Below are 13,721 nucleotides of genomic sequence, written 5' to 3'. Positions count from 1 at the left end.
TCGAACGGTGTTCAACCGCGGTTCACCGCGAGCACGGGTTCGCTCGGTAACCGCTGGTCAGCGGCGGGCTTCCAGGCCGTCGAGGACGACGGAGATGCCGTAGGCGAAGTGCTCGTCGCGGGTCTGGCGCATGTCGACGCCGCGGTTGGCCGTCGCGTGCTCGCGGAGGTGCGGATAGGACTGGGCGGCCTCGACGACGGCGGGGGCGAGCTCGGCGATCCACTCTTTCTCGTCCTGCCCGCTGCGTGCGAGCGAGGTCAGCCACGCGGCCTCGCTGACGCCCATGCCGATCACGAAGGCCATCACCGAGCTGATCGCCTTGTCGGCCTCGACGGGACCGAACCCGCCCGCGTCCTCGAACAGGGCGAGCATGCGGTCGTTGAGCCGCATCACGTTGGGACCCAAGTAGGACAGGCCGACCTGGCCGAGCAGCGACGCGATCCACGGGTGCCGGAGGATCATCGCCCGCACGCTGTGCGCGCACGCGGTCACGGCTGCGCGCCAGTCCCCGTCGGCCCCGGGCACCTCGATCTCCCCGTAGACCTCGTCCACCACCAGCTCGATCAGCTCGTCCCGGTTGGTCACGTGCCGGTAGAGCGAGGTGGCGGCGGTGCCCATGCGCGCGCCGAGGGTGCGCATGCTCAACGCCTCGACGCCTTCGGCGTCCAGGAGCCTCACCGCCTCGGCCACGATCTGCTCCCGGCTCAGGGTCTCCCGCTGCCGCCGCGGGCGGGTCCACGCCGACGCGATCTTCGGTTCGTCCGCCATGCGCCGAGCTTAGCGCACGGTGTGCGCTTCTTGCGTACGACGAACCGATCTGCGTACACTGTTCGCAAGTTGAGAACATCGTTCGCAGGAGGACGGGATGAACCGGATGCGTGAGCTGCTCGCCGGGAAGGTCGAGTCGGGGGCCTTCCCCGGAGTGGTCGCCCTGGTCGACCACGGGGGCGAGACCCGGGTCGAGGTCGCCGGGACGCTGCACGCCGGCGGCACCGAGCCGATGCGCAGGGACACGATCTTCCGGATGGCCTCGGCCACCAAGCTGCTGACGGCCGCCGCGGTGATGGCCCTGGTCGAGGAGTGCAAGCTGCGGCTGCACGACCCGGTCGACGAGCTGCTGCCGGAGCTGGCCGGTCGCCGCGTGCTGACCGGCATCGGTGCCGACCTGGACGACACGGTGCCCGCGCACCGGCCGATCACGGTGTGGGACCTGCTGACCTTCACCTGGGGCTTCGGTGCCGTGGTGGCACCGCGCGGCGCCCACCCGATCCAGATCGCCATGTCGGAACTCGGCATCGGCAGCGACGGCACCACGCCGACCGCCATGCAGCCGGACGAGTGGATGCGCCGCCTCGGCACCCTGCCGCTGATGCGCCAGCCAGGGGAGAAGTGGCTCTACAACACCGGTTCCGACGTCCTCGGTGTGCTGATCGCGCGGGCCTCGGGCAGGACGTTCGGCGAGTACCTGCGTGAGCGCCTGCTGGACCCGCTCGGCATGTGCGACACCGGCTTCCACGTCCCCGGCGACAAGATCCACCGGCTGCCCACGAGCTACGCCCACCACCCGGAGACCGGCGAGCTGACCGTCTGGGACGAGGCCGCGGGTGGCAAGTACAGCAGTCCGCCGCCGTTCGAGGTGGGTGGCGACGGGCTGGTCTCCACCGCCGACGACTACCTGGCGTTCTACCGGATGCTGCTCAACAAGGGCACGCACAACGGCCAGCGCGTCCTCTCGCGCGCCGGGGTGGAGCTGATGACCAGCAACCACCTGACCCCCGAGCAGATGGACGGCAACGTCTTCAGCGACCACGGCGGGTTCGGCTTCGGCATGGGCGTGCGCACCGTCCGCCGCGGTCACGCCTCGATCGGCCAGTTCGGCTGGGACGGCGGGCTCGGCACCACCACGCAGGCCGACCCCGAGCGCGGGCTCGTCGGCATCCTGCTCACCCAGGTCGCGCAGGACACCCAGGACACGCCCCGCCTGATCAAGGACTTCTGGACCACCGCCTACCAGGCGATCGACTGAGCGGGGAAGCGCTTCGCTGGCCGTGCTCGCCGACGGCGAGGTCCACGAGCTCGCGAGCGGGGTCCTGCACCGCGGCACGGGCGTCGCGGTGACGACGGATTCGGTGTTCCAGCTCGGCTCGGTCGCCAAGGTGTACACGGCGACCCTGGTGATGCAGCTCGTCAACGCCGCAGAGCTGGGCCTGGACGCGCCCGTGGCCTCCGTGCTGCCGGGGTTCCGGGTCGCCGACGCCGAGGCCACGAGGACGGTGACCGTTCGCCAGTTGCTCAACCACCAGTGGCATCAGCGGCGACTTCACGCTGGACACCGGGCGCGGTGACGACTGCGTGGCCCGCTGCGTGGAGGCGTGCGCGACGGTCGGCCAGGACTTCCCGCCCGGGACAGCGATCTCCTGCAGCAGCACGGGGTACAACATCCTCGGCCGGATCGTCGAGGTGCTGACCGGGCAGACCTGGGACGACGCGCTGCGGGACCGCCTCCTCACGCCGCTCGGCCTGACCGGCTCCGCGACGCTTCCCGAGGACGTGCTGCGTTTCCCAGCCGCGATGGGGCACACCGACAGCGGGGAGCCGATGCCCGCCTGGACGCTGATCCCGCGCTCCGGCGGTCCCTACGGGGGAGTGCTCTGCTCGACAGCGGGCGACGTGGTCCGCTTCGCGCGGATGCACCTCGCCTCGGCGGAGTTCAGCGCGATGCGGCGCCACGAGGTGGACGTTCCGGACAAGTGGACGGTCAGCTCGGACGGCTGGGGACTCGGCTGGGCGCTCTACGACTGGGGATTCGGGCGCGACGGCGCGGCGACCGGGCAGTGCTCCTACCTCCGCGTCGTTCCCGAGGCCGGTGTGGCGGTGGTGCTGCTGACCAACGGCGGCGGAGCCCGGCAGCTCTACTCCGACCTGTTCCGGGTGCTGCTGGCGGGAGTCACGGTGCCCGCGCCGTTCGCGCCGCCGCCGGAGGCGTCCACTGTGGACTTCGAAGCGCATGTCGGTGTGTACCAGCGGGAGGGTGTGCGGATCACGGTGTCCGAAAAGGACGGTGTGCCGCATCTACGAGTTCATCGACGGCATGGCGCACTTCTCCCCGCCGCTGGAGGTGGACCTGGTTCCGGTCTCCGACGGCGTGTTCGCCGCCAAGGGCACCGGCGCGTTCAGCGATGACTGGATGCCGGTGGTGTTCTCCACCCTCGCGACGGGGACGCCGTCGGTCTACGTGGGCCTGCGCGCCGCGCCGAAGATCGACTAGGTTCGGCGGCGTGACAGAGCTGCAGCGGGTTGCCGAGGACGTGTGGGCGTGGGTGAGACCGGGGCGGGGCTGGGGGTGGAGCAACGCCGGGGTCGTCGGCGGGCGGGGGCAGGCGCTGCTCGTCGACACGCTCTACGACCTCCGGCTGACCCGGCAGCTCTTGACGGCGGCTGTCAAGGTGCTGGACGGGCGGCCGATCACCGACGCCGTCAACACCCACGCCAACGGCGACCACTGCTTCGGCAACGAGCTGCTGGGCGCCGACGTGCGCATCCACGCCGCCCGGGAGACCGTGCCCGGGATGCACGAGGCCCCGCCGCACTACATGGCCGCGATCCTCAAGGCGGACCTCGGGCCGGTGCTCACGCCGTACATGCAGAAGGCGTTCGGCCCCTTCGCCTTCGAGGAGATCACTCTACGAGAGCCGGACTCGCTCTTCGACGGCAGCCACACCCTGGACATCGGCGGGCGGACGGTGCACCTGCACGATCTCGGTCCCGCCCACACCGAGGCCGACACGGTGGTGCACGTACCCGACGCCGGTGTCCTCTTCACCGGGGACCTGCTCTTCGTGGAGTCGACGCCGATCATGTGGGCCGGGCCGTCGCGCACCTGGATCGCCGCCTGCGACCGCATGATCGCGATGGACCCGGAGGTGGTGGTGCCCGGCCACGGCCCCGTCACCGGGCAGGACGGGATCCTGGCGATGCGCGGCTACCTGGAGCACGCCTTCGAGCACGCCAAGGCGGCGCACGCCCGGGGCGAGAGCATCGAGGAGGCGGGGCTCGGCTTCGACACCGGTCCGTACGCCGGGTGGGAGAACCCCGAGCGGATCGTGATCACCATGCACGCCCTCTACCGCGAGATCGACCCGGCCCAGCCCGTGGTGGACCCCGTCACGATCTTCCAGCGCATGGCCGAATGGGACCGCCGCAGGAATCCCGTCAGCGCCGCGGGCGCATGATCAGCGCGGTGAGGTAGTAGGAGCACGGCTCCGCTCCGGGGTTGGCGAAGCCGTGCACGACGTCCGCCGCGAAGTACGCCGAGTCGCCCGCGCGCAACGTCAGCCGCTGCTCGTCCACGGTGAGCACGAGGGTGCCCTCCTGCACCACCACGTACTCGTGGGAGCCGGGCGCGTAGGCGGGGAAGCTGCCCGCGTCGCACCCCGGGGGCAGTTCGGTGCGCAGGAGTTCGACGTTCACCCCCGGCACCACGGGCGAGAGGATGGTGCGCCGCCAGCCGCCGGGGTGGTCGGAGACGTCCTGCTCCGCCGCCCGACGGACGATCACGCGGTCCTGGGCGGGTTCGGCGACGAGCTTGGCCAGCGGGACGCCGAGGCCGTCGGCGATGCGGGAGAGCACCGTGATGGTGGGCGCCTTGGCCGCGCGCTCCACCGAGGACAGCATGCTCACGCTCACCGAACTGCGTTCGGCCAGCTCCTGCAGGGTCAGGCCGCGGTCGGCGCGCAGCTCCTGCACGCGTTCGCCGAGAACTCCCAGGTCCAGCATGTACGCTATAGTATACTCAGTTCTTCTATAGTGAAACGGAGGGGTCGTGAAGATTCGGCAGGCGTCGGAGAGCGATCTCGACGCGATCGGACGGATCTACGGGCACTACGTGATCTCGGGGGTGGCGACCTTCGACGAGCGGCCGCCGAGCCTGGCCGACTGGCAGGGCACGTACTCGAAGATCGTCGCGGCCGGGTTGCCGTTCCTCGTCGCCGAGGACGAGGGGCAGGTCATCGGCTACGCGTTCGCCAAGCCCTGGCGCGACCGCCCGGCCTACCGCGCGACCGCGGAGGAGTCGATCTACCTCGCTCCGGAAGCCGCGGGCAAGGGGGCGGGAACCGCGCTGCTGACGCGGCTGCTGGAGGACTGCGCGCGGTGCGGCATCGCCGAGGTGCTCGCGGTGGTGGTGGACAGCGGCGAGCCGGCGTCGCTGCGGCTGCACCGCCGGTGCGGGTTCGTCGAGACCGGCCGCCTGGCGCGGGTGGGGCGCAAGCACGGGCGGGTGCTGGACACCGTGCTCCTGCAGTGCTCGCTGGACACACCACTGGACGACGCGGTGACTGTCGGGGCGTGACGAGTTGGCTCCACGCGCCTGAGCAGGAACTGCTCCGGAAGAGGCAGAGCGGCGCGGCGGTTGTGCGCCCGGTACCGGTTCGAGAAGTACCTGGAACCCGAGTTGACTAGGTAAAACGTGGATTGGGCTGTCCGGGTGACGGCCACCTGCCGTTGGTCGCTCGGCATCGACAGTTCGCCGCGCCGTACTCGCTGTTTGCCACGCGCGCAAGATCCACTCGACAGAATTGGCCTGTCGTCGAGTGCGTGGGACGGGAGCCAGATGAGCGTGGAGCGGGTGTCACAGCAGCCGTCGCGGCCCAGTCCGGCCGTGCTCGCCCCGCGCCGCCGCCGCGTCCACCTCGGCCCCGCGGGCCGGGGACCGCGGGCGGTGAGCGCGATCCCGGTGCAGCGCCCCGCCGCGGGCAGGCGCAGGTCCTGCTTCCTCGCCCCGCTGGTCCGCCGCACTCGTCGCTGGTCACCGGCGACGCGGCAGGCGGTGTTCACGATGGTGCCGCTGGTCACCTTCGGCGCGGTCTCCATGCTCGCGGGCCCGGCCGTGGCCGCCATCATCCTGGCATCGCTGTTCGGCGGTGCCGCGCTCTGCCGACGACGGGGTTGATCACCTTCGGCAGTGCCGAACTCCGGTTGCCGTTCACCGCCCCGCCGTCACCGGCTCGGGTAGGTGTGGAAGCCCCGTCCCGTCTTGCGGCCGAGGTGCCCGGCGCAGACCAGGTCGGCCAGCAGGCGGCTCGGTGCGAAGCGCGGGTCGTTGGTGTACTCCTGCAGCACCACCAGGGAGTCCAGCACCGTGTCGAGGCCGATCAGGTCCGCGGTGGCCAGCGGGCCCATCGCGTGGCCGAGGCAGTCCTGGAACACCTTGTCCACTGTGGACGGATCGGCGCTCTGCGCCTGGACGGCGTGCGCGGCCTCGTTCACCGCGAGCAGCACCACGCGCGTCGAGACGAACTCGCGCACCACGATGCCCTGCTTGCCGAGGTCGGTGAGCAGGGCGAGCGTGCGGTCCACGGTGTTGTCGCTGGTGAGCGCGCCGCGGACCACCTCGACGGACCGCTTGAGCGGCGCCGGGTTCATGAAGTGGGTCGCCAGCACCCGGTCCGGCCTGCGGGTGTTGGCCGCCAGCCGCTCCACCGGCACCGTCGACGTGCACGAGGCGAGGACGGCGTCCGGGCGGCACACCACGTCCAGCTCGGCGAAGATCTTGTCCTTGAGCGCCAACCGTTCCGGGGCGCACTCGATCACGAAGCAGGCCGCGCCGAGCTCGGTGATCTCCGTCGTCCAGCGCACCAGCGCCAGCGCGTCCGGCGGCGGCGTCGACGGCAGCCTGCGCAGTTGTTTGGTCAGCCGCAGTCCCTCGCGCAGCCGGTCGAGCCCGCTCGTCAGCGCCCCCGGCACCGGATCGACCACGATCACCTCGCGCCCCGCCTCCGCGAGGCACTGCGCGACTCCCGCACCCATCGTGCCCGCGCCGATCACCCCGACCGGCCGGGCGCCGTTCATGCCGACTCCTTCGTCACCGCACGTTCCCTACCACGCGTCTCGCGGTCGATCCAGCCTTTGCCCGAAACGGCAAGGAACTCGGGTGAAATACTCCCAGCCCATGAGGATCAGGCGGGTGGGCGGCGTCTGCGCGGTGCTGCTGCTGGTGGCGGGGTGCGAGGAGAAGCCGGTCGTCGGTCTGCCTGCTGAGCCGTCGAGCGCCGCGCCCGTGCGCGCTCCAGACGCCGCGCGGAAGGCCACGGCGGAGAAGTACGCGCCGTTCATCTGGTTCGCGAAGGGCGAGGACCACGGCCCCATGGACGCGGGGCGGTTCGTGTCCACGGCGAAGCTCAAGTGGGCGCACGACGACGGCTGTCCGGACTCCGACATCGCCGCCCCTCCGGACATGGACGTGCTCACCGGCAGGACGCAGCCGTACGCGCACCGCGTGAAGAGCGGCTTCCCGCGCTGCGACTTCGAGGGCGAGCCGATCAGGTCGACCGACCCGAGTGCTCCGCGCCGCAACGAAAAGCTCGGTGCCGAAGGGTTCTACCTCGACGGCGAGGACTCGCTGCGGCGGCAGACCGGCGACGGTGCGCCGACGTACTGGCAGGTGCACAGCCCCGAAGGCGCCGGCGTGCGCGTCTACACGTACTGGCGTTTCCACGCGTGGAACAACGCGCGGAACGTGGAGGACGTCATCCCGGTGCCCGGCTCGGTGATCGGGCTGGACGGTGACCACGAAGGGGACTGGGAGCGCGTCACGCTGATCACCGACCTGCGGGACACGCCGACGATGCTCGTCTTCAACGGGCACGGCTCGCAGTGCAGCCTGGAGTGGTCGAAGGTCGAGAAGACCGACGGCAGGCCGGTGGGGTACTCGGCGAAGGGCACGCACGCCTCCTACCCGACGACCGGGACGCACGGGTGGATGCTGGACCAGACCGACCAGGGCAGGCGGCTGGACACCCTGACCGACCTGCGCTGGGTCGAGGTCGAGGCGTGGTGGGGCTACGCCGGAGGCTGGGGTTCGGTGGGCAGGCCGGGCGTCGCGCTGAGCAAGGAGCGCACCGGCCCACCCGGGCCGAGCCCCGTGCGCGGAGCGGGTGAGCCGTGGAAGGCCAAGCGCTGCGACGAGCCCGGGGGACTGCTGCCCGACTCCTTCGCGGGGGTGTGGCGGTCGCTCGGGTACGTCAACCAGCCCACGACGACCGCGAAGTACACGGCGACGATGACGCTGCGCGGCGGCCGGGTCGGCGACAAGGTCGGCGAGATCGTCTACCCAGGACTGGAGTGCCGGGGTGAGCTGACCCTGGCGAAGGCCGACCGCTCGGCCGTCGTGCTGACCGAGGAGATCGTCGCCGAGCCGGTGCGGGCCTGCGTCAAACGCGGCACGATCGGGTTGATGCCGGTGGAGGCGACAGGATCGAGGCCGGAGTTGTTCTGGGTCTACCACCAGCTCGGCGCGGGGCCCGTGGTCGGCGCGAACGCCACCATGGTCAAGGCCGGGTAGGCACGCGGGGGAGTTCGACGCCGAAGTGCTCGCGGTAGGCCGCCAGGATCGCGGCGTCGGAGTGCAGCACCTCCTCCGTGCGCTCCCCGCCCGTCGTCCTGATGAGACGGTCCCCGGCGAGCGTGATCCGGCCGCCGGGCACCGCCACCGAGCACGTGGGGCCGCGCCGGAACGGTGAGCCGGGCGCGGTCTGCTGGTACCAGCAGGTCGGCACGAAGTCGGTCAGCCTGCGCGGGCGCGGGTCCAGCCGGTACTCCGGCACACCGTCGCGCAGCACGTCCACGTCACCGTCCTCAGTGGAGCGGAGCAGGAAGGTCCCGTCCGGGTCCTCCTGCGGCGTGCGGGAGTCCAGGCGGAGCGGGAACGTGCTGTGCCTGCCGAAGCCGACATCGGCCAGCCACGGTTCGTCCAGGTGCACCAGCAGCGCCATGTGGTCGAACGGCGGACCGGCGACGCCGTCGCGGAAGACCCCGGCGGACAGCATCTCCACGCGGAAACCCAGCTCCGCCAACAGGTGCGCGAACGCGCTGTTGAGCTCGTAGCAGAACCCGCCCCGCCTGCGCTTGACCACCTTGTCGAGCACCGCGTCCGTGGTCAGCTCGATCGGGACGCCGAGGTGGATGTCCAGGTTCTCGAACGGGACCGTGGCCAGGTGCCGCGCGTGCAGGTACCGCAACGTCTCCTCGTCCATCCGAAGTGGACGGTCGGCGCCGATCCGGTCGAGGTAGTCCGCGAGCAGGCTCACGCCGCCGCCCCGAGGCGGTCGAGCAGGCGCCCGGGGTCGTCGTCGACGAGCAGCAGCTCGCGGGCCTCCTCGCGCAGGAACTCCTCGGCCACCAGGTGGTCGGCGAAGGAGACCAGCGGCCGGAAGAAACCCTTCACGTCCAGCAGCGCGAGGGGTTTGGCGTGGATGCCGATCATCGACCAGGTCCATACCTCGAACAGCTCCTCCAGCGTGCCGATGCCGCCGGGCAGCGCGACGAACGCGTCGGCGAGCTCCGCCATCTTCGCCTTGCGCTCGTGCATGCTGTCCACCACGTGCAGCTCGGTCAGCCCGTTGTGGCCGATCTCCCGAGCCTGCAGCTGGTGCGGGATCACGCCGAACACCTCGGCTCCCGCGGCGAGGGCGGCGTCGGCGACCTCACCCATCGTGCCGACGGAAGCGCCGCCGTAGACCAGGCCGATACCGCGTTCCCCGAGCAGGCGGCCGAAGGTCCGCGCCGTCTCGACGTACTGGGTTCCCCGGCCCGGCCGGGAGCCGCAGAAGACACACACTCGCATGGGCCAGATCCTGTCACGGCCTCGCGCCGCGCAGCAGTTGCTCCACGTGCCGCGGCACCTCCGCGGGGTCGAGGTCGATGTGGCCGACCAGCAACCGGTACCAGAACGGCCCGAAGACCTGGTCCACCGCGTACTCGACGTCGAGGTCCGCAGCCAGTTCACCGCGCTCGACACCGCGGCGCAGGATCGCGGCCATCAGCGTCCTGTGGCCCTGGATCCACTCCTGGAAAGCCGAGCGGAAGCCGTCGTCCAGCTGCGCCTCCGCCATCAGGCCGCGCAGCACCCGCGCGCGCCGGGGGACCGCGTTCGCGCGGTAGAGCATGTCGAGGAAGACCAGCAGGTCCTTCTCCACCGCGCCGGTGTCCGGGTCGGGCACGCGGCGCGCGGTGACCTGGGTGTAGGCCTCCATCACCAGCTCACCCTTGGACCGCCACCACCGGTAGATCGTGCTCTTGGCGACGCCGGAGCGAGCCGCGATCCCCTCGATGGACAACTTGCCGTAGCCGCTCTCCTCCAGCAGGTCTGCCGCGGCGGTCAGCACGGCGGTGTGCGCGGAGTCGCTCCTGGTCCGGCCGCCTCGACGCGCCTCACCGACGGCACCGCTCACACCAGCCCCCTCTCGAACAGCCACTGATCGTAGTAGGGCGCCCGCGCAATCGAAACGCGACGGCGCGTTTCATCTTGGACAGCTGCCGTCAAGTCCCCCGAACGGGCCGCTTGTCGCTAATCGAAACGCTTCGTGGCGTTTCGCTCCCAATCAACCGGAAGGGCAGACCAGATGCGCATCGCACTCGCCGCAGGCGGACCCGCTGTTCCCGCGGAGGCGGGGACTCCACCGACGAGCTGGGCGGTTCCCGGTGCCAAGACGCATCCCGAGGGGATCGCGCTGGACGCGCGCCGCGGGGTGTTCTACACCGGCAGCTTCACCGACGGCACGATCTACCGGGGTGACCTCAAGACCGGGAAGGTGGAGGTGTTCCTGCCGGGCGGTGTCGACGGGCGCACGTCCGCGCTCGGCATGAAGGTCGACGGCGCGGGCAGGCTGATCATCGCGGGCGGGGCCACCGGCAAGGTCTGGGTCCACGACGCCGCCAGGGGGAAGCTGCTGCGGACCTTCTCCGTCGGCGGGGGCTCGTTCCTCAACGACCTCGTCGTCACCATGGCAGGCGATGTCCACGTGACCGACTCGCAGCAGCCGACGCTCCACCAGATCAGCGTGAAGGAGCTGGACAAGGGGCCCGCGCAGATGCCGCTGCGGCCGTTCCTCGACCTTCGCGGCACTCCGATCAAGTACCAGGCGGAGGGGCCCAACCTCAACGGGATCGCGCTCTCCGAGGACCAGAGCACCCTCGTCGTCGCCGACAGCAACGACAGCGAGCTGTTCACCATCGACCGCAGGACCCGTGAGGTGCGCAAGCTCGACACCGGCGGCGTGAAGGTCAGCGCGGACGGGCTGCTCATCGGCGACCAGGAACTGATCACGGTCAGCACCGCCCCCGGCAACCGCGGCACGGTCACGGTCTTCCACCTCGACCACCGCAACGCCAAAGCGAAGCTGCGCCAGCGGATCGACGACCCGGCGCTGCTGTCGCCGTCGACCGCCGCCTTCTCGGGCCCCGAGGAGGCGTTGGTCGTCAACCTGCAGTGGGGCGTGGGGAAGCCGGTGCTGCCGTTCAGCGTGGTTCGGGTCCGGCTGCCGTACCCGTACGCCGCTCGCGCTCACTGAACCGCGCCGCCTCGGCGCCGAGCTGGCTGAGCAGGAACGCGCCGAGGCCGATGTCGTCGGTCAGCCCGATCACCGGCAGCAGCTCGGGGATCAGGTCGATCGGCGAGAGGATGTAGAGCACGCCGAAGATCCAGAAAAGCCGCTTCGACCACGGCGGAGCGGGATAGGTGCCCGCGCGGATCGCGCGCACCATCCTCGGCAGCGCGCGCAGCCGCGCGATCGGGCCGAGCCGCCCCCTGGCGATCCGCACGACGCCGATGATCACGGAGACGCCCCCGAGCACGAACAAGATCGTGCCGATCGTCGTCGGTTGGAGGCCGAGCACCGGGTTCGTCATGTTCCAGAACGCGAACGCGCCGAGCCCGGACAGCAGCAGGCCGAGAAGGATCACGCGGTCCACGCTACCGCCGTTCCACGAGAAGGGCCGGTCCTCCAATCAAGGAGGACCGGCCTGTGCCCATGCTCGACCCCGCAAGCGGGTCTTCGGACTCCCTGCGCTGTGGCGTCAGGCGTCGCGCTTGGCCAGCAGGCTCTGCGCGATGCCCAGCACCACCAGCACCCAGACGACCAGCACGATGGCCGAGACGCCGGGGTTGATCGCGTACGGCGAGGTCGCCGGGGTCAGCCCGGCCAGGTTGTGCAGCGCCTCACCGGGCAGGTACGGCATGATCGCGTTCCCGGCCTCGCCCACCCAGCCCACGATGCTCGGGATGACCAGTGCCACCAGTGCGGCCAGGATGCCGCCCGCGGTGCTGCGGAAGACGATGCCGAAGGCGACCGCGATCAGGCCGTAGAGCGGGGCCATGACGGCGGACCCGGTGATCAGCCGGAGGATGCGCGGGTCGGCGACGCTGGCGATGTCCAGGCCCTGCGAGATCAGGATCAGCTGGCCGACGCCGTAGGCCACGAACGCGGCGACGACGCCGACCACGTAGGTCACCACCGCGATCACGATGGCCTTGGCCGCCAGGAACTGGCTGCGCTTGGGCGACGCGGTCAGCGTCACCCGGATCATGCCGGTGGAGTACTCCGAGCCGATGGTCATCGCCGCCATCACCATCAGGGTCAGCGCCGCGGCGTCCGCGCCCAGCAGGCTGGTGGAGACCACGTCGAAGACGTCCCGGTCGGCGATGCCGGTGCCCGTGGTGACCGCGCTGGTCAGCACGAACAGCGCGGCGGCGAGCGCGGCCAGGCCGACGGCGACCAGGAGCAGGATCCGGCTGGTGCCGAGGCTCCAGATCTTGGTCCACTCCGAGCCGACCGTGGTGAACAGACCGGAGGGCTTGTGCTTGGTCTTGGTGCTCATGATCCGTGGTGCTCCTTCGCGCGGTAGCCGACCTGGTCGCGGGTCAGGTGGATGAACGCCTCCTCCAGGCCGGGGCGGCGGGGGGTGAGCTCGTGCAGCGCGATGCCGTGCCGCGCGGCCAGCTCGCCGATCTCGGCGGCGTCCACACCGCTGACGATCAGCTCGTTGTCGGCTCCCGAGACGATGTGCGCCTCGGTGTGCTCCAGCAGCGCCACCAGCTCGGCAGCCCTCGGCGAGACGACGCTGACCTGCGCCGCGGCGCCCTGGCGGACCAGGTCGTGCACGCTGACGTCGGCGATGAGCTTGCCCTTGCCGATCACCAGCACGTGGTCGGCGGTGGCCTCCATCTCGTTCATCAGGTGGCTGGACAGGAAGATCGTCCGGCCCTCCGACGCCAGCCCCTTGAGCAGCGTGCGGACCCAGACGATGCCCTCGGGGTCCAGACCGTTGAGCGGCTCGTCGAGCATGAGCACGGCCGGATCGCCCAGCAGGGCGGCGGCGATGCCCAGGCGCTGGCGCATGCCGAGGGAGAACTCCCCGACCCGCTTGTCCCCGGCCTTGCCGAGACCGACCAGCTCCAGCACCTCGTCGATGCGCTTGCGCTCGATGCCGCCCGCCTGCGCGATCCACAGCAGGTGCGCCCGCGCGGTCCGGCTCTTCTGCAGCGCGGCCGGGTCCAGCAGCGCGCCGACCTCCCGCAGCGGAGCGGCCAGGCTGCGGTAGTTGCGGCCGCCGACCCTGGCGGACCCCTTGGTCGGGGTGTCCAGCCCGAGGATCATGCGCATGGTGGTCGACTTCCCGGCGCCGTTGGGGCCGAGGAAGCCGGTCACACGACCCGGGGACACCGTGAACGAGAGATCGTCCACGGCGACGACGTCCCGATAGCGTTTGGTGAGACCGTGAACCTCGATCATTGAGTTCCCCATCGCTTAAGAAGTGGTCGAAGTCTTGTGCACACCGACTAATGTGCCGGGACGGCGCCGTCCGGGCATACCTCGTCCGTCACGAATCGACCATGACGTCTGTCAGGGCGTAGGGTATGCGGCTGTCACCGCAGTTCACGGGGT

At 70.8% G+C, this 13,721-nt stretch carries 18 protein-coding genes; 9 read left to right on the top strand and 9 right to left on the bottom strand.

What is annotated here, in order from left to right:
- Positions 1–57: 57 nt before the first annotated feature.
- Positions 58–768, bottom strand: coding sequence for a TetR/AcrR family transcriptional regulator (locus BLT28_RS13440; RefSeq protein ID WP_030431834.1), 711 nt, complete (start codon positions 766–768; stop codon positions 58–60).
- 97 nt (positions 769–865) lie between these two features.
- Between BLT28_RS13440 and BLT28_RS13435 the strand changes: the two genes are divergently transcribed.
- Genes BLT28_RS13435 through BLT28_RS13425 form a run of 5 tightly spaced genes read left to right on the top strand, consistent with a single transcriptional unit; the run spans position 866 to position 4,232 of the window.
- Positions 866–2,026, top strand: coding sequence for a serine hydrolase domain-containing protein (locus tag BLT28_RS13435; RefSeq protein WP_052407786.1), 1,161 nt, complete (start codon positions 866–868; stop codon positions 2,024–2,026).
- A gap of 22 nt (positions 2,027–2,048) precedes the next feature.
- Positions 2,049–2,345: a serine hydrolase domain-containing protein gene (locus tag BLT28_RS41895; protein ID WP_052407785.1), complete on the top strand. Its 297-nt coding sequence runs from the start codon at positions 2,049–2,051 to the stop codon at positions 2,343–2,345.
- Positions 2,308–3,183, top strand: coding sequence for a serine hydrolase domain-containing protein (locus BLT28_RS13430; protein WP_322788488.1), 876 nt, complete (start codon positions 2,308–2,310; stop codon positions 3,181–3,183). The genes BLT28_RS41895 and BLT28_RS13430 overlap by 38 nt, the downstream gene beginning before the upstream one ends.
- On the top strand, positions 3,146–3,268 hold the full coding sequence (locus tag BLT28_RS42530) for a hypothetical protein (protein ID WP_269459650.1): 123 nt from the start codon (positions 3,146–3,148) through the stop codon (positions 3,266–3,268). Before BLT28_RS13430 ends, BLT28_RS42530 begins: the two co-directional genes overlap by 38 nt.
- Before the next feature lie 10 nt (positions 3,269–3,278).
- Positions 3,279–4,232 (top strand): MBL fold metallo-hydrolase, encoded by a 954-nt coding sequence (locus BLT28_RS13425; RefSeq protein ID WP_052407783.1) that lies wholly within the window; start codon positions 3,279–3,281, stop codon positions 4,230–4,232.
- Here BLT28_RS13425 and BLT28_RS13420 read toward each other — a convergent pair.
- A complete protein-coding gene (locus BLT28_RS13420) occupies positions 4,213–4,776 on the bottom strand; it encodes a helix-turn-helix domain-containing protein (RefSeq protein ID WP_030431831.1) in 564 nt (187 codons plus the stop codon). The genes BLT28_RS13425 and BLT28_RS13420 overlap by 20 nt on opposite strands.
- A gap of 46 nt (positions 4,777–4,822) precedes the next feature.
- Between BLT28_RS13420 and BLT28_RS13415 the strand changes: the two genes are divergently transcribed.
- The gene (locus tag BLT28_RS13415) at positions 4,823–5,350 is read left to right on the top strand and encodes a GNAT family N-acetyltransferase (protein WP_043813074.1); all 528 of its coding nucleotides are present in this window, start codon (positions 4,823–4,825) and stop codon (positions 5,348–5,350) included.
- 261 nt (positions 5,351–5,611) lie between these two features.
- Positions 5,612–5,950 carry a hypothetical protein gene (locus BLT28_RS13410; RefSeq protein WP_030431829.1) on the top strand — a complete coding sequence of 113 codons (339 nt, stop codon included), beginning with the start codon at positions 5,612–5,614 and terminating at the stop codon, positions 5,948–5,950.
- 47 nt (positions 5,951–5,997) lie between these two features.
- On the opposite strand, the gene BLT28_RS13405 is transcribed toward BLT28_RS13410, so the two are convergent.
- On the bottom strand, positions 5,998–6,849 hold the full coding sequence (locus BLT28_RS13405) for a 3-hydroxyacyl-CoA dehydrogenase family protein (RefSeq protein WP_030431828.1): 852 nt from the start codon (positions 6,847–6,849) through the stop codon (positions 5,998–6,000).
- A 100-nt stretch (positions 6,850–6,949) separates the two neighbouring features.
- Between BLT28_RS13405 and BLT28_RS13400 the strand changes: the two genes are divergently transcribed.
- Positions 6,950–8,341, top strand: a complete 1,392-nt coding sequence (locus BLT28_RS13400; RefSeq protein ID WP_030431827.1) for a Vps62-related protein — start codon at positions 6,950–6,952, stop codon at positions 8,339–8,341.
- Here the strand turns inward: BLT28_RS13400 and BLT28_RS13395 are convergent.
- The 3 genes from BLT28_RS13395 to BLT28_RS40905 are packed head-to-tail and all read right to left on the bottom strand — an operon-like array spanning position 8,328 to position 10,229.
- A complete protein-coding gene (locus BLT28_RS13395; RefSeq protein WP_052407795.1) occupies positions 8,328–9,032 on the bottom strand; it encodes an arylamine N-acetyltransferase family protein in 705 nt (234 codons plus the stop codon). The two genes, BLT28_RS13400 and BLT28_RS13395, sit on opposite strands and share 14 nt — an antisense overlap.
- A gap of 50 nt (positions 9,033–9,082) precedes the next feature.
- The gene (locus BLT28_RS13390; RefSeq protein ID WP_030431825.1) at positions 9,083–9,622 is read right to left on the bottom strand and encodes an LOG family protein; all 540 of its coding nucleotides are present in this window, start codon (positions 9,620–9,622) and stop codon (positions 9,083–9,085) included.
- 13 nt (positions 9,623–9,635) lie between these two features.
- On the bottom strand, positions 9,636–10,229 hold the full coding sequence (locus BLT28_RS40905) for a TetR/AcrR family transcriptional regulator (protein ID WP_030431824.1): 594 nt from the start codon (positions 10,227–10,229) through the stop codon (positions 9,636–9,638).
- Between the two features lie 171 nt (positions 10,230–10,400).
- On the opposite strand from BLT28_RS40905, the gene BLT28_RS13380 reads away from it, so the two are divergent.
- Complete coding sequence (locus tag BLT28_RS13380) at positions 10,401–11,348, top strand: SMP-30/gluconolactonase/LRE family protein (protein WP_052407781.1); 948 nt, start codon at positions 10,401–10,403, stop codon at positions 11,346–11,348.
- On the opposite strand, the gene BLT28_RS13375 is transcribed toward BLT28_RS13380, so the two are convergent.
- The 3 genes from BLT28_RS13375 to BLT28_RS13365 form a co-directional block, all read right to left on the bottom strand.
- Positions 11,296–11,739: a YkvA family protein gene (locus BLT28_RS13375; protein WP_156051344.1), complete on the bottom strand. Its 444-nt coding sequence runs from the start codon at positions 11,737–11,739 to the stop codon at positions 11,296–11,298. The genes BLT28_RS13380 and BLT28_RS13375 overlap by 53 nt on opposite strands.
- 114 nt (positions 11,740–11,853) lie before the next feature.
- Positions 11,854–12,654 carry an ABC transporter permease gene (locus BLT28_RS13370; RefSeq protein WP_030431821.1) on the bottom strand — a complete coding sequence of 267 codons (801 nt, stop codon included), beginning with the start codon at positions 12,652–12,654 and terminating at the stop codon, positions 11,854–11,856.
- Positions 12,651–13,568, bottom strand: coding sequence for an ABC transporter ATP-binding protein (locus BLT28_RS13365; protein WP_030431820.1), 918 nt, complete (start codon positions 13,566–13,568; stop codon positions 12,651–12,653). The genes BLT28_RS13370 and BLT28_RS13365 overlap by 4 nt, the downstream gene beginning before the upstream one ends.
- Between the last annotated feature and the right edge of the window lie 153 nt (positions 13,569–13,721).

The sequence above is a fragment of the Allokutzneria albata genome (assembly GCF_900103775.1).
Classification (GTDB): domain Bacteria; phylum Actinomycetota; class Actinomycetes; order Mycobacteriales; family Pseudonocardiaceae; genus Allokutzneria; species Allokutzneria albata.
The sequence above is the reverse complement of the archived record's forward strand: the minus strand, read 5'-3'. Positions and strand labels throughout refer to the sequence as shown.